This is a genomic window from Brachybacterium netajii (SeqCode) (assembly GCF_054114245.1).
Genome location: NZ_JBSYXB010000011.1, coordinates 21,758 through 40,376, shown reverse-complemented (window position 1 = coordinate 40,376; position 18,619 = coordinate 21,758). Strand labels below are relative to the sequence as shown.

Below are 18,619 nucleotides of genomic sequence, written 5' to 3'. Positions count from 1 at the left end.
CCGCTTCCCCGCTCGCCCGGTTCCCTCCGATTGCGGGCTCGCCTGGCGCGCGGGCCCCTCGGAGTGGCAGAGTGTCCGCCAGGTGAGCCGGGAAGTCTGGTCGGCACAGGGCAGACGCATGCCCTGGTCCCTCGCCCCGCCTCCCCCCAGGAGATCCGATGACGTTCCCCGCCTGGACCATCGCACCGTTCGTGCTGATGCTCGCCGCGATCGCGATCGCGCCCCTCGTGCCAGCCCTCGCCCACCGGTGGGAACGGCCGCGCAACCAGCTGATCTACGCGCTGGTCCTCGGTCTGCCCGTCGCGATCGGGGTGCTCGCCGTCGGCGAATGGGAGCTCGTGGTCGACGCGCTCGTCGAGTACGGCCAGTTCATCGCGCTGCTGTTCGCGCTGTTCGTGGTGTCCGGCGGGATCTTCCTGCGCGGCGACATCGCCGCAACGCCGCGCACCAACACGATCTTCCTCGCGATCGGCGGACTGCTCGCGAGCTTCATCGGCACGACGGGCGCGGCGATGCTGCTGATCCGTCCGCTGCTGAACACGAATGCGGAGCGGAAGCACAAGGCCCACACGGTCGTCTTCGCGATCTTCATCGTGGCGAACTGCGGCGGCATGCTGACCCCGCTCGGCGATCCGCCGCTGTTCCTCGGGATGCTCCACGGCGTCCCCTTCCTGTGGACGCTGAACCTGTTCCCCATGTGGCTGTTCGTCAACGCGATGCTGCTGCTGTCGTACTGGGCGCTGGACCGTCGGATCATCGCGCACGAGCGTCCGGAGGACGTCGAGATCGACCGCACCCGCACGGTCCCGCTGCGTCTCGTCGGTGCCTCGAACCTGATCTGGTTCGCGGTGATCATCCTGGCCGTCGCGCTCGCGCCGTCGATCGACGCCGAGGCCATCACCCACGGCGAGGCCGGGATCGGCGACGTGATCCCCTGGCGCGAGATCATCATGGTCGGCGCCGCGCTCGCCTCCCTGCGGTTCGGGGACCGGACCGTCCGCTACGAGGACAACGCCTTCGAGCTCGGCCCGATCCAGGAGGTCGCGGCGCTGTTCATCGGCATCTTCCTGACGATGATCCCGGCGCTCGCGGTGCTCCGCGCGGCCGCTCCCTCACTGCCGCTCGACGAGATCACGCTGTTCCTGTTCACCGGCGGCCTCAGCGCGGCCCTCGACAACGCCCCCACCTACCTGACGTTCTTCGAGATGGCCTCGCAGCTGCCGGGCGAGCCCCGCGTCGCCGACGTCCCCGAGCTCTACCTGATCTCGATCTCCCTCGGCGCCGTCTTCTGCGGGGCGATCACCTACATCGGCAACGGCCCGAACTTCATGGTGAAGTCCGTCGCCGAGTCCCGCGGCGTGCAGATGCCCAGCTTCGGCGGCTATATCGTGCGCGCGTTCATGTACCTCGTGCCGACGCTCGCGGCGATGGTGCTGCTGTTCATCGCGCAGCCGACATGGGCGAAGGTCGTCGGCGCGCTGCTGACGCTCGCGCTCCTCGCTCGCGCGCTCCTGCTCGCCGCGTCCCACCGCGGCGGCGTCGGCTCCGCGCTCGACGCGCTGGACCCCGACGCGCGCGCCACCCGTCCGCCGGGCGCGCTCGAGGACGCGCCGCGGGAGGGCTGAGGCCCTCCCTCTGCCGACGGGACCGGAGGACGACAGGAGCAGATGACCCGCACGCGGCGGATCATCTGCTCCTGGTGGTCGATCAGGACCGGCCGGTCGGCGCCGATCGCTCGGCGCCGACCGCTCAGCGCTGATCAGGCGTCGTCGTCGCCCTCGGTGCCCTCGGCATCGATGTCGACGTCGCCCGCGACGGGAGCCTCAGCGGCGCCCGCGGCCCGACGACGAGCGGCCATCGCCGCACCGCCCGCGCCGACGAGGCCGAGGCCGGCCGCGATCGGCAGGGCCGCGCCGAAGCCGGTCTTGGCGAGGTTGCCGACGGGGTTCGACGAACCGCCCGAGGTGGAGCCCCCGGAGGTCGAACCGTCGGAGGTCGAACCGCCCGACGTCGAGCCGCCGGTGGACGAACCGCCGGTGGACGAGCCGCCGTCGCTCGCCGCGGGGGCGGAGGTGGTCGGCGCCGCGGTGGTGGGCTCCTCCGTGGGCTCCTCGGTCGGATCCACGGTGGGCTCCTCGGTCGGGTCGACCGTGGGCTCCTCGGTGGGCTCCTCGGTGGGCTCCTCCGTCGGCTCCTCGGTGGGCTCGTCCGAGGCGATCGGGAGGATCTGCACGACGGTCGGCTTGGGGCCGGTGCCGTCGAACTCGGGGAAGAAGGAGACCTGCTCGTCGAAGGAGCCGTCCTCGCCCGGGTGCTGCACGGAGACGAAGGCGGTGCGGTCGACGTCGCGGACGATCGGGCCGCAGGTCTCGCCGTCGCGCGGGACGGAGAGGAACTGCTCGGTGCGGCCGCGGTTCTCCCCGTCGAGGGTGACGCGGAACAGGCCGTCGTTGTAGCCGATGCCGCTGGGGGCGCCGTCGGTCGAGATCCACAGGTTGCCGACCGAGTCGAAGGCCAGGTTGTCGGGGCAGGAGATCGGGGAGACCTGGTCCAGCGGGAAGCCGGAGAAGTAGGTCGAGGAGTTCTGCGCCGGGTCGCCGCAGACCATCAGCAGGTTCCAGGCGAAGGTCGTCGAGGTCTGGTCGCCCTGCTCGTCGATCTCGACGATGTGGCCGTCGCGGTTCTCGGTGCGGGGGTTCGCCTCATCGGCGGCCGCCTTGCCCTCGGTGCCGCGGTTGGAGTTGTTCGTGCAGGCCACGTACACCTTGCGCGAGTGCAGCGAGGGCTCGACGTCCTCGCAGCGGTCCATCTTCGTCGGGCCGACGGTGTCGGCCGCGAGACGGGTCAGCACGAGGACCTCCTCGACGGACATGCCGTCGACCTGGGACTCGCCGTCCAGGACCAGGGGCAGCCACTCGCCGGAGCCGTCGAAGGCGCCGTCGGAGGGGACCGCGCCGGAGCCGTCGATCTCGGTGGCCGGCGAGTTGCCGGTGAACTTCGCGACGTAGAGGTCGCCGTTCTCCAGCAGCGTCATGTTGTGCGCGCGATCGCCCTCGATGTAGGTGTCGCGGGAGACGAACTTGTAGAGGTAGTCGAAGCGCTCGTCGTCGCCCGAGTAGGCGACCGCGCGGCCGTCCTCGGCGATGATGACGTTCGCGCCCTCGTGCTTGAAGCGGCCCAGCGAGGTGTGCTTGCGGGGGGTCGACGTCGGATCCCACGGATCCACCTCGACGATCCAGCCGAAGTGGTGGGCCGAGTTCTCCTGGCCCTCGTTGCGGGTGTCGAAGCGGGGCTCGACGTTCTCCCAGCCGCGCGCGGTCGCCTCGTCGGACATGCCGTAGCGGGCGTCCTCCTCGGTCGTGCCGGAGGTGCGGAAGTACCCGTTGAAGTTCTCCTCGCCGCTGAGCAGCGTGCCCCACGGGGTGAGGCCGCCGGCGCAGTTGCCGTAGGTGCCGTGCGTGGTGAGGCCGTCGGCGAAGTCGACGGTGCGCAGCAGCTCCGAGCCCGCGGCGGGGCCGGTGAAGGCGTACTCGGTGTCGTCGAGGAAGCGGCGGTTCAGGGGCGCGTCGACGACGTAGTCGTAGGCCGACTCGCGGTCCTTGCGCTCGAGCTCGACGACGGTCAGGCCGTGCGCGGCCATGCCGATCGCGACGACCTCCTCGGCCGACGTGCCGGCCGGGAGCATGATGTTCTCGTTCGTGTACTCGTGGTTCACGAACATGACCGCACGGAGGCCGTCGGAGCCGGGGATCTCCTGGATCTCCGTGTAGTCGTTGTTGTAGCCGAACTGCTGCTTCTGGGCCTCGCCGCTCTGGGCGTTCCACTCGAAGTCGGGGGCGTCGGACCACAGCTTGTCGCCCCACTTGATAACCGGGTGCCACTCGAAGCCCTCGGCCACGGTGAACTCGTCGACCTCCCAGTTCACGGGGTCGATCGCATCGAACTCGAGGGCGCTGCCGTTGGGGGCGGCCGGAGCGGCGGGGACCACGCCCAGGCCCGGGGCGGCCTGCGCGGGCGTCGCGCCCGAGGTGCCGGCGACGGCGATCGCGATGGCACCGGCGGCGGCGCCGCCGAGCGCGGTGCGACGGCTCAGCACGGCCGAGGCGATGTCGCGGAAGTAGCCGTTGGAGCTGGAGTTGCAGGTCTCCATGGTGCAGGCGTTGTTGCACTTGAGAGCACAGGTCACGGCCGAACGCTTACCGGCGACGTGCCCCTTCATCAGCAGAGGGAGATCGATCAGAGCCATGAGGAGGTTCCTTCGGGTCGAGGGCGGACTCGTCCCCGCTCTCGCCGGGACGACGTGCTGACCCTCTGTCAGGAAGGTGTCCGGCAAGGCAGGAGCGGGCGCACCGCGAATCGACCTGCAGGTGAACACTCCGGTGGAACCGGGCGGATCGGCGGGGCGCCGGGAGGGGCCGACGAGCCGCTCCTGCGAAGTCGCCGGGCACCGGAATCGGCCGACGACGCCCGGGTCAGCGCCCCCTCACGGCCTCCGCGGCGGCACGAAGCTCTTCGGCTTCACGAGCACGACGGGCGCGGCCGACTCCATGACGACCCGCTGCGAGGTCGAGCCCAGCAGGATCTTCCCGATGGGCGTGCGCTTGCGGATCCCGAGCACGACGAGGTCGACGTCCTCGGCGTCGATCGCGTCGAGGATGTCGTCGGCGGGGTCGTCGCGGCGCGGGACGGTGCGCAGCTCGAAGGGCACCTCCGTGTCCTTGAGGCGCACGGCGAGGGGGCGGGCGTCGGCGACGCCGCGCGCCTTGCGCGGGTCGGGGCCGGCCTCGGAGGCGAGCACGAGAAGGGTGGCGCCGCGGCGTCGTGCCTCCTCGACGGCGAACTCGAGCGCGGCCTCGCTGGTCGCGCTGGGGACATAGGCCAGCAGGATGGTGGGCATGGCTCTCCTGTGTCGTCGAGGGTCGGTCGTCGAGGGTCAGTCGTCGTAGTCGCGGAAGCGGGTGCGGCGGGCGCGGATGGCGCCGTTGTAGAGGTAGCTGGCGATGAACAGGATCAGGCCGATGCCGAGGAGCGCGCCGGCGATGACGTAGTTGCGGGTGTCCTGCGCCCACGGGCCCACCAGGAAGAGCGTGGTGGCGGCGCCGAGGAACGGCAGGACCGTGGGGGTGACGTAGTGGTCGGCGTCGACGTGGTCCTTGCGGAGCACCACGACGGCGATGTTGACGAGGCCGAAGACGGCCAGCAGGAGCAGCGCGGTGGTGCCGCCGAGGGCGCTGATGGTCTCCGCGTCGAGGACGAGGCGCACCACGAGGATGAGGCCGACGGCCAGGGCGGACGAGAAGGCGATGCCCGCCCAGGGCGTCTGCCGGCCCGGGAGCACGTACTTCAGGAAGCCCGGCAGGACGCCCTGGCGGGACATGCCGTAGAGGAGCCGGGAGGCCATCATCATGTTGATCAGCACGGTGTTCGCGACGGCGAAGATCGAGATGAACGGGAAGATATCGCCGATCGGGAGGCCCGGGGCGCCGTGCTCGACGACGGACAGCAGCGGGGTCGTCGCGGTGGTCAGCTCGCCGATCGGCACGATCGCGACGGCGGTGAGCGAGACCAGGATGTAGACGACGCCGGTGATCGAGAGTCCCGTGATGAGCGCGCGCGGGAAGTTCTTGACGGGGTCGACGACCTCCTCGGCCATGTTCACCGAATCCTCGAAGCCGACCATGGAGAAGAACGCGAGGGCGGTCGCGCCGACGATCGCCATCAGCAGGCCCTTGTCCTCGGGCGTCTCGAAGAGGATCACGCGCGAGAAGTCCGCCTGCCCCTTCGCGATGGCGAAGAAGCCGACGAAGATGACGAGCGCGAGACCGGTCAGCTCGATGAGGGTGAGGACCACGTTCGCCTTCACGGACTCGCTGACCCCGTAGAGGTTCACGGCGCCGACGAGCAGCACGAAGCCGATCGCGATGGCGGTGGCGAGGGTGGCCGCCGAGCCCTCCCCCATCCGGTCCGTGAGCCCGAAGGCGACCAGCACGTTCTCGGCGAGGAACACCGAGGAGGTGGCGGCCGAGGTGATGCCCGAGGAGAGCACCGCGAAGGTGACCATGAAGGTCAGGAAGTGCAGGCCGAAGGCCTTGTGGATGTAGTGGCCGGCGCCGCCCGCCCGCGGATACTTGGTGACCATCTCCAGATACGACAGCGCCGTGACCATCGCGACCGCGAAGGCCAGGATGATCGGCACCCAGCCGGCGCCGCCCACCTGGGAGGCGACCTTGCCGGTCAGCGCGTAGACGCCGGTGCCGAGGATGTCGCCGACGATGAAGAGCAGCAGCAGCTTCGGGGTGATGGCCTTGCGCAGCTCGCTCTCGCCGTGCTCGCCGACGCCGCCTCCGGCGTCGATGCCGGCCGCGCCGCCCGCGCCGGCTCCGCCCGCGCCGGAACCGCCGGAGCCGGGCCCGTTCTCGCTCGGTGCGCTCATGAGGAGTCCTCCCAGCTCGGGGTCAGGTGCGCGGCACTCTACCGCACCGTGACCGCCGTCACACCATGTCGGGGCGGGTGTCCTCGTGCCCTCTCGTCGCGGCGCGCTCGAGCTGGATCAGATCGGGGCCGGGCCCGTCGGCCGCCTCATGGCGGGACATGCGCAGGGTCTGCACCCACAGCCGCGAGGCGTCGGAGGAGATCGCCATGACGCCGAGGGCGGAGGCGCCCGCGGAGACCAGCAGCGAATGGGTCGCATCGCCCGTGATCGCGGTCGCGAAGGCGAGCCGGGCGACGGCGTCGGCGAGGAACAGCGTCATCAGCGCGATCCGCGACCAGCGCCGCCTGCGGAGCACGCCGGTCTGCAGGATCACCAGCAGGAGCGCGAAGACGGTCGCGTACCAGAGGGAGCCGACGGCGGGGAACAGCAGGTTCGCGTCGTCGGCGAGGGCCTGCAGGTCCAGCCCGGCGGCGCGGCCGATCCACTGCACGATCACGAGCACGACCTGGAGGATCACCAGCAGGCCCGTGAACAGCACCGTCGGCGGCGGGAGGTGATGGTCGGCGGCGCTCGCGACGGCCTCGTGGAAGTCCTCGACGGCGCCCTGCCACTGCGCCGCGAGGGTGTCCTCGCCCTCCGGCGGCTGACCCGCCGGCCGCTCACCCGTCGGCCGCTCCCCCGCGCCGTGCGCGTCGCCGACGGGGAGCGGCGTGCGCATCAGGTCGATCGTGCGGGCGCGGGCCGCGGCGATCGCGGCCTGCGTCGCGGCGTGGGCGCGGGGACGCAGGCGCGTCGTGCCCGTGGGCCGGTGGCGCGGGAGCATGACGGCGCTCGATCCGTCGGACCGGGCGGCGCAGCCGGAGACGTCCACGACGGGGAGGCTGCCGTCGGTGGAGAAGCGGTCGCCCTGGCCGTTGCGGGACTGGTAGGAGGTGGAGAAGTCCTCGATGACCTCGACCTCGACCTCCGGATCCGCGTAGCGGACGGTGTCGATGAGGTAGTCGCGCTCGACGTCGGTGTTCTCGTCGATCCGGTGGGTGACCTGGAGGGTGAAGAAGGAGAACCCGACGGCGCGGTCGTAGGTGCCGGCGGCGAGCCAGTCGGCCCGGTACCCGCCGGGCAGCACGAAGTCGCGGGGCATGCGCCAGAAGCGCACGTGATGGCGCTTGGCGGTGGTCCCGCCGACCTCCTGCTGATAGGTGAAGTCGTGGCGCCGCCCCTGCAGGTACAGGTCGGAGACGGGCGCCGCGGGATACGAGCGGCGCAGCAGCGTCGCGGTGACCATGTCGAGGGCGGAGCCGACGGTGCGCTCCTCGGCGAGCACCCAGCCGGCTCGCCGCATCGCCACATGCAGGTCGACCTCGTCGCCGTCGAGAGCGAGGTTGATGGGGTCCGAGAGCATGCCCTCGGCGGTGCGGGTGCGGCCGAGGAAGTAGTCGGGCAGGTAGATCCACGTCATCAGCTGATGCAGGCGCGGGAGCGTGATGTAGGTCAGCAGGATCCAGAAGCCGACGAGGTAGAGCAGCCGCACGGGCGTCAGCGAGAAGCCCTCGACGAGGTACAGCAGCGCGAGCCAGATCGAGATGACGACGCCGGCGACGATGAACAGCGTGTCCAGCAGGGCGTACAGCTCGAAGCGCGGGCCGCGCACGGAGTGGCCGCGGCGATGGTCGTAGACCGGCGGCTCCTCCGGGACGGGACGACGCAGCGGGACCGGACGCGCGGAGCGCGCCGGGGTCACCGCCCGCTCTCCGGGGAATGCGCCGTCATGGGCCCCATCGTAGGCGGGAACCCCTGAGGGCCGACACGGTGCCCGGGCGACGGGCGGGCAGGCAGGCCCGGGGGCGGGAGGCCGACGGGCCGACGCTCCGCCCAGCGCGAACGGCGCCCCACCCGCACCGCGGCCCGGCCTACGGTGGGACGCCCGATCCGCCGACCCCGGCGATCGGCTCCCGGTCGGCCGTGCGTCGGCCGTGCGGACCGTCGGCCGACCGCCGGACGGGCCCCGCACCGCAGGGGAGGACCAGCACGCGAGGGAGGGACACCCCTCCCATCAAGGAGAAGCACCGCATGACCAGCACCCCCGAGGTCCGCTTCCACGACGGCCGCAGCATCCCGCAGGTCGGCTACGGCGTGTGGCAGGTCGCGGACGATGTCGCGGCCGATGTCGTCGAGCAGGCGATCCGGGCCGGCTACCGGCACATCGACACCGCCGCCGTCTACGGCAACGAGGAGGGCGTCGGCCGGGCGATCCGTGCGGCCGGAGTGCCGCGCGAGGAGCTCTTCGTGACCACCAAGCTGTGGAACGACGCGCATGCGCACGACGACGCCCTCGCCGCCGTCGACGAGTCCCTCGAGAAGCTCGGCCTCGACCATGTCGACCTGTACCTCGTGCACTGGGCGAAGCCGATCCAGGGCCGTTACGTCGAGGCGTGGAAGGCTCTCGTCGAGATCCAGAAGCAGGGGAAGGCGACGTCGATCGGCGTCTCGAACTTCCCCGCCGAGCAGCTCGAGGAGATCATCGAGGCCACCGGCGTGGTCCCCGTGATCCACCAGGTCGAGACCCACCCCTACTTCCAGCAGCGCGAGCTGCGCGAGGTCGAGGCCCGCCACGGGATCCAGCACCAGTCCTGGTCGCCGCTCGGCCAGGGCGGCGAGCTCCTCGCCGACCCGGCGATCGTCGAGATCGCCGCGGCGCACGACGCCGCCCCCGCGCAGGTCGTCATCGCCTGGCACCTGGCGAAGGGCTTCGTCGTGATCCCCAAGTCCGTCACCCCCGAGCGCATCGCCGCGAACCTCGCCTCCACCGAGCTCGTGCTCACCGAGGACGAGATCGCGCGGATCGACGCGCTCGACCGCGCCGACGGCCGCATCGGCGCCGACCCGGCGACCTGCGACTTCTGACAGGTCCCGCCGTCGGGCGCCCGCACGGCGCCCGGCGGCGGCCGCCGGTCGCCCCGCGGCCGACGGTCGCCCGACAGCGGTCGGCCGGCGCTCCGCGCCCGACGGCCGTCGGCGCATCGCCCCGGCTAGGCTGGTGGCGGCGCGCCGGCCGCGCCGTCGTCGGCGCTGGTCGCAGCTGCGACACCCGGCACCGATGCCGGCACCGGCGCCCGTCCCTCCGCCCCGTCGAGGAAGGCTCCGCCATGACCACCCCCGCTCCCGTGCCCGCCACCCCGTCCGGCTCCACCGGCTCGACCGGCGCGTCCGGCTCGTCCGTCCCCACCGTCCGCCTGTCCGACGGCCACGGGATCCCGCAGCTCGGCTACGGGGTCTTCAAGGTCGATCCCGACATCGCCGCCGACGTCACCGGTCAGGCCCTCCGCGCCGGCTACCGCCACATCGACACCGCGATGGCCTACGGGAACGAGGCGGGCGTCGGCCGGGCGATCGCGGAGTCCGGGATCCCGCGCGAGGAGATCTTCGTGACCACGAAGCTCTACAACGCGGACCATGACCGCGACCGCGCCCTCGCCGCCTTCGACACCTCCCTCGAGGAGCTCGGCACCGAGTACATCGACCTGTACCTCGTGCACTGGGCGGTGCCCTCGCAGGGCAAGTACGTCGAGGCGTGGAAGGCGCTGATCGAGCTGCAGCAGTCCGGTCGGGTCCGCTCCATCGGCGTCTCGAACCACCCGCGCCCGCAGCTCGAGGAGATCATCGGGGCCACCGGCGTCGTCCCCGCGCTCCACCAGATCGAGCTGCACCCCTACTTCCAGCAGCACGACCTGCGCTCCCTGCACGCCGAGCACGGGATCGCCACAGAGGCCTGGGGTCCGCTGGGGCAGGGCAAGCAGGGCCTGCTGGAGGACGAGACCCTGGTGCGGATCGCCCGGGAGCACGGGGCGAGCCCCGCGCAGGTCGTCCTCGCCTGGCATCTCGCCGAGGGCATCGTGACGCTGCCGAAGTCGGTCACGCCCTCCCGGATCGTCGAGAACCTCGAGGCCGCGCAGCTCGAGCTCTCCGACGCCGACATCGCTGCGATCCGCGCGCTGGACCGGCCCGACGGCCGCGGCGGCGCCGACCCGGCGACGAAGACCGCCTGAGCCGGCTCGAGGCGCCCGACGGACCGCCGGCGGGCCGCTCAGTAGTAGACGGCGAGCGGCCCGTCGGGCCCGTCGATGACCTGCACCGGGGTGTTGAACACGCGCGAGAGGATCTCGCCGTCCATGATTTCGGCGACGGGGCCGTGCTCGACGACGCCGCCGTCCTTCATGGCGATGATGCGGTCGGCGTAGCGGGCCGCGAAGTTGATGTCGTGGAGGACCACGACGATCGTGCGGCCGAGCACCCGGGCGGCGTCCCGCAGGCGGCGCATCATGTGGACGCTGTGCTGCATGTCGAGGTTGTTCAGGGGCTCGTCGAGGAGCACGTACTCGGTGTCCTGCGCGAGCACCATGGCGACATAGGCGCGCTGGCGCTGCCCGCCCGAGAGCTGGTCGAGATAGCGGCCCTCGAGCTCCTTCAGGTGCAGGAAGTCGATGGCCTCGGAGATCTTCTCCTCGTCGCGGGCGGTGAGCCGGCCCTGCGAGTAGGGGAAGCGCCCGAAGCCGACGAGCTGGCGCACGGTCAGCCGGGTGATGAAGTGGTTCTCCTGGCGGAGCACCGAGATGATCCGCGCGAGGTCCTTCGAGGCGGTCGTGGAGACGTCGAGGCCGGCGACCTCGATCGCGCCCTCGTCGATGCCGAGGAGGCGCCCGACCATCGTCAGCAGCGTGGACTTGCCGGCGCCGTTGGGGCCGACGAGCGCTGTGACGCCCCCGGCGGGGATCTCGAGGTGCAGGGGCCCGATCTCGACGGTCCCGTCGCTCGAGGTGTACTGCTTGCGCACGCCGTCGATGGTGATCACAGGCGACCCTTCCGCATGATGACGACGAGGAAGACGGTCCCGCCGACGAGCTCGATGATGATGGACACGACGCCCTGCGCGTAGAACACGTGCTTCATGACGTAGTACGCGCCGGCGAGGACGACGAAGGCGACGAGGAAGCCGATCGGCATCAGGCGCCGATGGTCGTTGGTGCCGGCGAGCTGGTAGGTCAGCGTCGCGGCGAGGAAGCCGAAGAAGGTCATGGGGCCGACCATCGCGGTGGACACCGCCATCAGCACCGACACCAGGATCAGCGTGATGATGGTGTGGCGGCGGTGGTCGACGCCGACGTTCACCGACACGTCCCGCCCCAGGGCGATCACGTCGAGGCGGCGCGCGTTCAGCCACAGCCCGGCGCCGGCGGCGAACGCCAGCGGGATCGCGTAGGGCAGGTAGGCGGGGTCGGCGTTGGAGACCGAGCCGAACAGCCGGGCGGTGAGCACGTCGAACTCGCTGGGCGTGAGCAGGCGCTGCATGAACGCGGAGACGGAGCCGAGGCCGCCGCCGATGATGATGCCGACGAGCAGCATGATCTGCAGGTTCGCGTAGCGGCCGCGCAGCAGCCATCCGTAGAGCGCGAGGGAGAGCCCGACCATCGCCGCGACCTGCAGCAGGAACTGCCCGGTGCCCTGGAGGGCGACGACCCCGGCGACGCCGAGGAGGTAGACGGCGGCGGTCTGGATCGCCGTGTAGAGCGACTCGAAGCCCATGATCGACGGGGTGATGATGCGGTTGCTGGTGACCGTCTGGAACGAGATCGTGGCCATGACCTGGCAGAACGCGACGAGCGCCATCACCACGAGCGAGGTCAGGCGCAGCTCGGCGATGAGCCAGAAGCCGCGCGAGCCCGTCGGCATGGGGTTGTCGACGGCGAGCAGCCCGAAGGCGAGGCCGGCGGCGGCGATCGCGAGGGCGATCAGCAGGATCCAGTAGCGGCGGCGGGCGCGCGCGTCGGCGAAGGGACCCGAGAGGGCTCGCGGGGCCGCGGTCGCAGCGGGCGCCGCCTGCGCGGCCGTCGGGTCCGGCGCGGCCGACGGGTCCGGTGCGGCCGACGGGTCGCCCGCTGCGGCGAGGGCGGCCGACGGGGTCGCGCCGAGGGCGGCGGCCTGCGCGGCGAGCGCCTCGGGCAGCGGCGGTGTGGTCCGGCGGGCCGGGGCCTCGTCGGCCGGGGCGGCCAGGGTCTCGTCGGCCGGGGCGGCAGGGCCGGGGGCGGTGGTGATGGCGGCGATGGGGTCGGTGGTGATGGTCGGGTCAGCCATGACGGCGCTGCCTCAGCAGGAGGAGGATGAAGACGACGGCACCGAGGATCCCGAGGATGAGGGACACCGGCACCTCGAAGGGCATGATGATCGTGCGTCCGACGAGGTCGCAGACGGTGACGATCGCGATGCCGAGCAGGCACACCCACGGGAGGTTCGAGCGGAGGTCGTCGCCGCGGACCATCGAGACGACGTTGGGGACGATGAGCCCGAGGAACGGCAGGTTGCCGACGACGACGGTGACGATGCCGGTCGCGACCGCGACGAGGCCCGTGCCGAGCAGGACCATCCGCTGATAGTTCACGCCGACGTTGGTGGCGATGTCCTCGCCGAGCCCGGCGACGGTGAGGCGGTCGGCGACGAGGAAGACGGCGACGCCGACGAGCAGGACGATCCACAGCACCTCGTACTGCCCCCGCAGCACCGAGGTGAAGGAGCCGGCGAACCACACGCCGAGGTTCTGCAGCGCGTCGAACTGGAGCGCCACGAAGGTCGACACGGAGCTGACGACGGCGCCGAGCATGATGCCGATGATCGGGACGATCAGGGAGCTGCGCAGGGTGACGCGGCGCAGGAAGGCGAAGAACACCATCGTGCCGATGAAGGAGAAGACGATCGCGACGACCATGCGGGTCATCAGCGAGGCCGTCGGCACCAGGATCATCACCGCGATCAGGCCGAGGCCTGCCCATTCGGTGGTGCCGGTGGTGGAGGGCTCGACGAAGCGGTTCTGCGTCAGCAGCTGCATGATCAGGCCGGACATGGCCATGGCGGCGCCGGCGAGCACGAGCGCGATGGTGCGCGGCACACGGGTGATCGCGAACATCTGGGCGCCGTCGTCGGCCCCGAAGATGTCGTAGACGCCGGTCAGCAGCGAGGCGGCCAGCAGCGCCACGACGACGAGGACGCCGACGAGCAGCTTGAGGTCGACGAGCTTCTCGCGGCCGCGACGGCGCACGGGAGCCGCGGTCGCGACCGGCGCAGTCGGTGCGGCCGGAGCGGCCGACGCGGCCGGCTCAGCGGGAGGGGTGGAGGTCATCGGGGTCACCGGGCAGGAGGGGTCGTGCGGAGCGGGGGCGCCGCGCGGGGGCGGTGGAGCCGAGGACGGCGGAAGGGCCGCGCGACGGACGGGAGCCTGCCGATCCCGTCCGCCGCACGGCCCTCACCGTGAGGGCGCTCCTCAGGCCTTGGCCTCGAGGGCGTCGGCGAGGGAGTCGAAGTACTCGGTGTACGTCTGGACGGACTCGTTGGTGTACGTGTCCGCGGGCATGTACACGATATTGCCCTCGGCGACGGCGGTGACGCCGGCGAGCGCCTCCGAGGCCTCGAGGATCTCGGCGGCCGGCTGGTAGGCCGGGTCGTCGGCGCTCACGGCCGCGTCGCGGTCCATGACGAGGATCCAGGTGGGGTTGGAGTCCGCGATCGCCTCGACGGAGATGTCGTCGCCCTGGTGGTCGTCGGAGGAGCCCTCGACCTCGAGCGCCGGCACGAAGCCGAAGGCGTCGAAGGTCCAGCCGAGGGCGCGGCCCTGGCCGGGGGCGATGAAGCCGATCTCGCCGCCGGAGACGTTCACGGCCATGACGGTGTCGGAGCCGTTGTAGGCGGCGGTGACGCGCTCGATGGAGGCGTCGAAGGCGTCGTTGAGCTCCGTGGCCTCGGTCTCCTTGGAGAAGATCGTGCCGAGGGTCGTGATCTGGCGCTTGAGCTCGTCGGCGAAGGGCTCGTCGTCGCGCGGGTCGAGCTCGAGGACGACGGCGTCGGGCGCGAGGGCCGCGAAGTCGTCGTGGTACTGGGAGAAGCGCTGGCCGTTGATGATGAGCGTGGGCTCGGCGGCGACGACGGCCTCGAGGTCGGGCTCGCGGTGGTTGCCGAGGTCGATGATCGACTCGTCGTCCTTCAGCGGGTTCGTCGACGGCATGAGGGCGCGCGCGGCGGCGGTGAGGGTGATGCCCCAGTCCGCGAGGGTCTCGAAGGTGCGGTTGTCGGTCGCGACGACCGAGGCCGGCGGGACGGCGACGGTCTGGACGCCGTTGTTGTCCTCGACCTCGACGGTGCCGGCGGCGGCGTCGGAGCCCGCGTCGCTCGCGGCGCTCGAGCCGGAGGCGGTCGAGCTCTCCTCGGAGCCGCAGGCGGTCAGCAGGACGCCGGCGGCGCCGAAGGCGGAGAGGGCGCCGAGCGAGCGGCGGGAGATCAGGGCGGAGGTCCGGGGGAACGCGGTCATGGGGAACGGCCTCTGTTCGGGGGTCGGGGAATGCTCCACGGCGGAGACGATATTGAGGCTAGCCTCGCCTGAGCTTTTTCGCTAACCCGATGTAGCGGAAATGAACGCTCGGTGGCGTGAGAGTTCTCGCAGCACGATCGCGCCTCGGCCCTTGAGGTCCGCGCGACTCTCTGGCACGCCCGCGGGCGGCGGGACCCGCGCGAGAATGCTCCCTGTGATCACCGCCGCCGTCCTCCTGCGCACGCTGCTCGGGGTGGGCCTGCTCGTCGCCCTCACCGCGATCGTCCTCACGGCGACCCGCGCGCCGCGCCGCTGGGCGCCGGCTCTCGCGATCCTGCGCGGGATGCTGCAGCTCGCCGCGATCAGCGTCGTCCTCACCGGGGTGATCACGAACCCCTGGTGGGTGGGCCTCGCGCTCGCGGTCATGTTCGCCGTCGCCGTCGTGACCAGCGCGCGCCGCCTGCGCTGGACCCGGCAGACCCTCGCGCTCGTGGCCGCGGCCATGGCCGCGGGCGTCGGCGCGAGCCTGACCATCGTGTTCGCCACCGGGGCGATCGCGCTGAGCCCCCGCTACGCGCTCGCGATCGGCGGCATCGTCATCGGCAACACGATGGCCTGCGCGACCCTCGCGGGGCGCCGGCTGATGCAGGCGGCCGACGAGCGCTGGGACGAGATCGAGGGCTGGCTCGGCCTCGGCGCGACCCCGCGCCGGGCGACCGAGGAGATCTCGCGGCACGCCCTCGCGGAGGCGCTCATCCCGAGCACCGACCAGACCCGCACGACCGGGCTGGTGACGCTGCCGGGCGCGTTCGTCGGCGCGATCTTCGGCGGGATCTCGCCGCTGGAGGCGGGCCGCTTCCAGGTCGTCGTGCTCGCCGCGATCATGGCCTCCGGCGCGATCACCGCCGCGATCGTCGCCTTCGGTCTGGGGCCGACGGTCCGACGCGGCGAGAGCCGGGCGCGCTGACGGCTCGCGTCGTCAGCGGCCGACGGGCACGCTCCGTCGGCCGCCGACGGGCTCGCATCGTCGGCGGCCGACGGGCTCGCGCGATCAGCGGCCGACGGGCTCGCGGGCCGGCGCCGGCTCCTCGGCCGCGACGACACCACGGGAGCGGGAGGTGAGCACCTTCTTGCGCAGCGCCGCGATCACCATCGGCAGCACCGAGATCGCCACCAGCAGCAGCACGGCGACCTCGAGGTTGTCGGCGATGAGCTGCACGCCGCCGAGGGCGAAGCCGAGCAGCACGAACAGCGCCGCCCAGCCGACCGCGCCGACGGCCGACCACAGCAGGAACACCTTCCGGGGCATCCGTCCGACGCCGGCGACGACCGTCACGAAGGTCCGCACGATCGGGACGAACCGGCCGATGACCAGGGCGCGTCGGCCGTAGCGGTCGAAGAACTCGATGGTGCGGTCGAAGTAGGCGCGCTTGAGGATGCGCCCGTCGCGCTCGTAGAGCTTGGCGCCGGCGGCACGGCCGATCTCGTAGCCGATCACGTTGCCGGCGAAGGCCGCGAGGGTGAGCGTGATCAGCGAGATCCACAGCGGCGTCGTGATCGCCCCGGAGCGGGTGAACATCCCGACGGCGAACAGCAGCGAGTCCCCCGGCAGGATCGGGAAGAACAGGCCGCACTCGATCAGCACGATCAGGTGCGCGACCCACCAGAACGCCGAGCCGAAGCGCTCGAGCAGTCCGGCGGGGTCCATGAGCAGGTGGAGCAGTTCGATCACGGGAGGGTCCTCCTCGGGCGGGCCGGGACAGGACCGGCGGGGTGAGCGGGCGGAGCGGCACGCGGGGCGGTGGGCAGTGCGGTGGGCGACGCGGTGGGCGGGGCGACGAGCGGCGCCGTGAGCCGGGCCAGGATCAGGGCGAGCACGGGGACGAGCACGGCGGCGACGAGCACGTCGGTGGGGTGATGCATCCCCAGCGCCACCCGGGACCAGGCGGTCGCCACGACCACCAGGACGCTCGCGGCCGCTCCGATCGCGACCGCGGAGCGCGGCAGGAACGCCGACGGCGCGGTCGGCGTCCGCGGGGCCGGCGCGGTCGGCGTCGGCGGGGTCGGCGTCGGGCCGGTCAGCGAGAGCATGATGCCGCAGCAGAGGGCCGCCGCGAAAGCGGTGTGCCCGCTGGGGAAGCTGAAGGAGGCCGGCTGCACGAGCAGCGGGTGCGCGAGATCGGCGAGATCGGGCCGGAGCCGCTGGACCGCGAGCTTGAGCAGCTCCGAGCAGCCCCAGGGCACGGCGATCAGGAGCGCCGTGCGCACGCCCGCGCGTCGGCTGCGCCGCAGGAGTCCGCAGCCGACGGCCGCCAGGGCGGCGAGACCGAGGGCGAGGGGGCCGCTGAAGACCTCGGCGATCCCCACCGCGAGCAGCGTCGTGAACGGGCCGAGGGCGTCGTTCGCGGCCCGGACGAGCGCGTCGTCGGCCGCACGGACCGCCGGCAGCGGCGCGACGAGCAGACCGACGAGCATCGCCGCGACCAGCACCGCGAGCAGCGCGGCGAGGCGGACGACGGTCTCTCGTCCGGCGTACGAGCGGGAGGCGCCGGGGGCAGGGGAGGTCACGGGGACCAGCTTCGACCACGCCCGGCCCGATCGCGCACCGATCCGGCGTACGTGCACGGAACCTGCGCAGATGCTCCCCAGGTCGGCACCCGGCGGCGCGCAGGACGCGGCCCGGCACGGCCCCGCCCCCGCCCGGCGGGTTCGCAACGATCCCGTGACCTATTCCGCATGGACGCTGTTGGACAGCAGCGCAAGGGCAGGCTTACCTTTTTCCGCGTCAAGCCCTGCGGGCGACCATGACGGTCGCCCGGACCGGACTCCGCCGTCGTCCTCGGACGACCGACGCCGCCTCGGCCCGGGGCACCGTCGACCCCGGAGTCCGTCGCCATGTTCCTGCCCAACCTGCTGATCTCGCTGCGAGAGGGCCTCGAGGCCTCGCTCGTCGTCGGGATCCTGGTGGCGTACCTCGTCAAGTCCGGCCGTCGCGACGTGCTGCCGAAGCTCTGGGCGGGCGTGGTGCTCGCCGCGCTGGTCCCGCTCGTCGTCGGCGCGATCCTCACCTGGGGCCCGAAGACCCTCACCTTCCAGGCGCAGGAGATCCTCGGCGGCACGCTGAGCCTCATCGCGGTCGCGCTGACCACCGGGATGATCTTCTGGATGTCGAAGAACGCGAGGTCGATGAAGCATCGCCTGGAGAGCGACCTCGAGAAGGCGCTCGAGAGCGGCACCGGCTGGGGCGTCGTCCTGATCGCCGCCATGGCCGTCGGCCGCGAGGGCGTCGAGACCGCGCTGATCCTCTGGGCGACCGTGAAGTCGTCGATCGAGTCCAGCGTGTACGTGACGACCGCGGGCATCGTGACGGGCTTCGCCGTCGCGATCGTGCTCGGGGTGCTGATCTACCGGGGCGCCCTGCGGCTGAACCTCGGTGTCTTCTTCACCTGGACCGGGGCGTTCCTGATCCTCGTCGCCGCGGGCATCACCGCCTACGGCATCGGCGACTTCCAGGAGGCGGGCGTGCTGCCCGGCATCACGCACCGCGCCTGGGACCTCTCCGGCCTGCTGCCGGCGACGAGCTCGCCGATCTACTGGCTGTACGTGCTGCTCAACGCCATGTTCCAGGTGAACGTGAACCCGACGGTGCTGCAGGTCGTGGCCTGGTTCGCGTACATCGTCCCCGTCGGCGCCCTGTTAGTCCGCCGCACCCGCGCGCCCCGTCCGGGCCGCCCCGCCCCCGCCCCGCCCGTCCGGGCCGGCGCCTGACCGCAGTCCGCCGCCCTCCCGCTCGCCCTTCCGCTCATCCCCTCAGGGCGCTTCTCGTGCGCCTGCAG

Annotated in this window: 15 protein-coding genes; 5 read left to right on the top strand and 10 right to left on the bottom strand. The window is 72.0% G+C overall.

From position 1 onward, the window contains the following. Positions 1 to 158 precede the first annotated feature (158 nt). Positions 159 to 1,625, top strand: coding sequence for a sodium:proton antiporter (locus ACXET9_RS14990; RefSeq protein ID WP_457887491.1), 1,467 nt, complete (start codon positions 159 to 161; stop codon positions 1,623 to 1,625). Positions 1,626 to 1,759: 134 nt separating this feature from the next. Here the strand turns inward: ACXET9_RS14990 and ACXET9_RS14985 are convergent, their stop codons facing one another. The 4 genes from ACXET9_RS14985 to ACXET9_RS14970 all read right to left on the bottom strand — a co-directional run bounded on the left by ACXET9_RS14985 (position 1,760) and on the right by ACXET9_RS14970 (position 8,174). Next, positions 1,760 to 4,246, bottom strand: coding sequence for a PhoX family protein (locus tag ACXET9_RS14985; RefSeq protein ID WP_457887490.1), 2,487 nt, complete (start codon positions 4,244 to 4,246; stop codon positions 1,760 to 1,762). Positions 4,247 to 4,483: 237 nt separating this feature from the next. After that, positions 4,484 to 4,897, bottom strand: a complete 414-nt coding sequence (locus ACXET9_RS14980) for a universal stress protein (protein ID WP_457887489.1) — start codon at positions 4,895 to 4,897, stop codon at positions 4,484 to 4,486. Positions 4,898 to 4,933: 36 nt separating this feature from the next. Then, entirely contained in the window at positions 4,934 to 6,433 is a 1,500-nt protein-coding gene (locus ACXET9_RS14975; protein WP_457887488.1) for an APC family permease, read from the bottom strand. Between the two features lie 58 nt (positions 6,434 to 6,491). Further along, positions 6,492 to 8,174, bottom strand: coding sequence for an LssY C-terminal domain-containing protein (locus ACXET9_RS14970; protein ID WP_457887487.1), 1,683 nt, complete (start codon positions 8,172 to 8,174; stop codon positions 6,492 to 6,494). Between the two features lie 329 nt (positions 8,175 to 8,503). Here ACXET9_RS14970 and ACXET9_RS14965 point away from each other — a divergent pair, with 329 nt between their 5' ends. Both ACXET9_RS14965 and ACXET9_RS14960 read left to right on the top strand, forming a co-directional pair. Next, entirely contained in the window at positions 8,504 to 9,337 is an 834-nt protein-coding gene (locus ACXET9_RS14965; protein WP_457887486.1) for an aldo/keto reductase, read from the top strand. Between the two features lie 242 nt (positions 9,338 to 9,579). After that, positions 9,580 to 10,479, top strand: coding sequence for an aldo/keto reductase (locus ACXET9_RS14960; protein ID WP_457887485.1), 900 nt, complete (start codon positions 9,580 to 9,582; stop codon positions 10,477 to 10,479). A 38-nt stretch (positions 10,480 to 10,517) separates the two neighbouring features. Here ACXET9_RS14960 and ACXET9_RS14955 read toward each other — a convergent pair whose 3' ends face one another. The 4 genes from ACXET9_RS14955 to ACXET9_RS14940 form a co-directional block, all read right to left on the bottom strand. Next, positions 10,518 to 11,282 carry an iron ABC transporter ATP-binding protein gene (locus tag ACXET9_RS14955; RefSeq protein WP_457887484.1) on the bottom strand — a complete coding sequence of 255 codons (765 nt, stop codon included), beginning with the start codon at positions 11,280 to 11,282 and terminating at the stop codon, positions 10,518 to 10,520. Beyond that, positions 11,279 to 12,562: an iron chelate uptake ABC transporter family permease subunit gene (locus ACXET9_RS14950; protein ID WP_457887483.1), complete on the bottom strand. Its 1,284-nt coding sequence runs from the start codon at positions 12,560 to 12,562 to the stop codon at positions 11,279 to 11,281. The genes ACXET9_RS14955 and ACXET9_RS14950 overlap by 4 nt, the downstream gene beginning before the upstream one ends. After that, complete coding sequence (locus ACXET9_RS14945; protein ID WP_457887482.1) at positions 12,555 to 13,601, bottom strand: ABC transporter permease; 1,047 nt, start codon at positions 13,599 to 13,601, stop codon at positions 12,555 to 12,557. The genes ACXET9_RS14950 and ACXET9_RS14945 overlap by 8 nt, the downstream gene beginning before the upstream one ends. Positions 13,602 to 13,742: 141 nt before the next feature. After that, complete coding sequence (locus tag ACXET9_RS14940) at positions 13,743 to 14,783, bottom strand: siderophore ABC transporter substrate-binding protein (protein ID WP_457887481.1); 1,041 nt, start codon at positions 14,781 to 14,783, stop codon at positions 13,743 to 13,745. 205 nt (positions 14,784 to 14,988) lie between these two features. Between ACXET9_RS14940 and ACXET9_RS14935 the strand changes: the two genes are divergently transcribed. Then, complete coding sequence (locus ACXET9_RS14935; protein ID WP_457887480.1) at positions 14,989 to 15,750, top strand: ABC transporter permease; 762 nt, start codon at positions 14,989 to 14,991, stop codon at positions 15,748 to 15,750. 84 nt (positions 15,751 to 15,834) lie between these two features. Here ACXET9_RS14935 and ACXET9_RS14930 read toward each other — a convergent pair whose 3' ends face one another. Together ACXET9_RS14930 and ACXET9_RS14925 are read right to left on the bottom strand one after the other, a co-directional pair. Next, positions 15,835 to 16,515 (bottom strand): DedA family protein, encoded by a 681-nt coding sequence (locus tag ACXET9_RS14930; protein WP_457887479.1) that lies wholly within the window; start codon positions 16,513 to 16,515, stop codon positions 15,835 to 15,837. Beyond that, positions 16,512 to 17,351, bottom strand: a complete 840-nt coding sequence (locus ACXET9_RS14925; protein WP_457887478.1) for a phosphatase PAP2 family protein — start codon at positions 17,349 to 17,351, stop codon at positions 16,512 to 16,514. The genes ACXET9_RS14930 and ACXET9_RS14925 overlap by 4 nt, the downstream gene beginning before the upstream one ends. A gap of 327 nt (positions 17,352 to 17,678) precedes the next feature. On the opposite strand from ACXET9_RS14925, the gene efeU reads away from it, so the two are divergent. Beyond that, the gene (gene efeU / locus ACXET9_RS14920; RefSeq protein ID WP_457887477.1) at positions 17,679 to 18,551 is read left to right on the top strand and encodes an iron uptake transporter permease EfeU; all 873 of its coding nucleotides are present in this window, start codon (positions 17,679 to 17,681) and stop codon (positions 18,549 to 18,551) included. The last annotated feature ends 68 nt before the right edge of the window (positions 18,552 to 18,619 follow it).

What these genes read in the sequence shown, in the direction of transcription:
- ACXET9_RS14990 (WP_457887491.1), top strand. Translation starts at nt 159, where the DNA reads ATGACGTTCCCCGCCTGGACCATCGCACCGTTCGTGCTGATGCTCGCC.
- ACXET9_RS14985 (WP_457887490.1), bottom strand. Translation starts at nt 4,246, where the DNA reads ATGGCTCTGATCGATCTCCCTCTGCTGATGAAGGGGCACGTCGCCGGT.
- ACXET9_RS14980 (WP_457887489.1), bottom strand. Translation starts at nt 4,897, where the DNA reads ATGCCCACCATCCTGCTGGCCTATGTCCCCAGCGCGACCAGCGAGGCC.
- ACXET9_RS14975 (WP_457887488.1), bottom strand. Translation starts at nt 6,433, where the DNA reads ATGAGCGCACCGAGCGAGAACGGGCCCGGCTCCGGCGGTTCCGGCGCG.
- ACXET9_RS14965 (WP_457887486.1), top strand. Translation starts at nt 8,504, where the DNA reads ATGACCAGCACCCCCGAGGTCCGCTTCCACGACGGCCGCAGCATCCCG.
- ACXET9_RS14960 (WP_457887485.1), top strand. Translation starts at nt 9,580, where the DNA reads ATGACCACCCCCGCTCCCGTGCCCGCCACCCCGTCCGGCTCCACCGGC.
- ACXET9_RS14950 (WP_457887483.1), bottom strand. Translation starts at nt 12,562, where the DNA reads ATGGCTGACCCGACCATCACCACCGACCCCATCGCCGCCATCACCACC.
- ACXET9_RS14945 (WP_457887482.1), bottom strand. Translation starts at nt 13,601, where the DNA reads ATGACCTCCACCCCTCCCGCTGAGCCGGCCGCGTCGGCCGCTCCGGCC.
- ACXET9_RS14940 (WP_457887481.1), bottom strand. Translation starts at nt 14,783, where the DNA reads ATGACCGCGTTCCCCCGGACCTCCGCCCTGATCTCCCGCCGCTCGCTC.
- ACXET9_RS14935 (WP_457887480.1), top strand. Translation starts at nt 14,989, where the DNA reads ATGCTCCCTGTGATCACCGCCGCCGTCCTCCTGCGCACGCTGCTCGGG.
- efeU (WP_457887477.1), top strand. Translation starts at nt 17,679, where the DNA reads ATGTTCCTGCCCAACCTGCTGATCTCGCTGCGAGAGGGCCTCGAGGCC.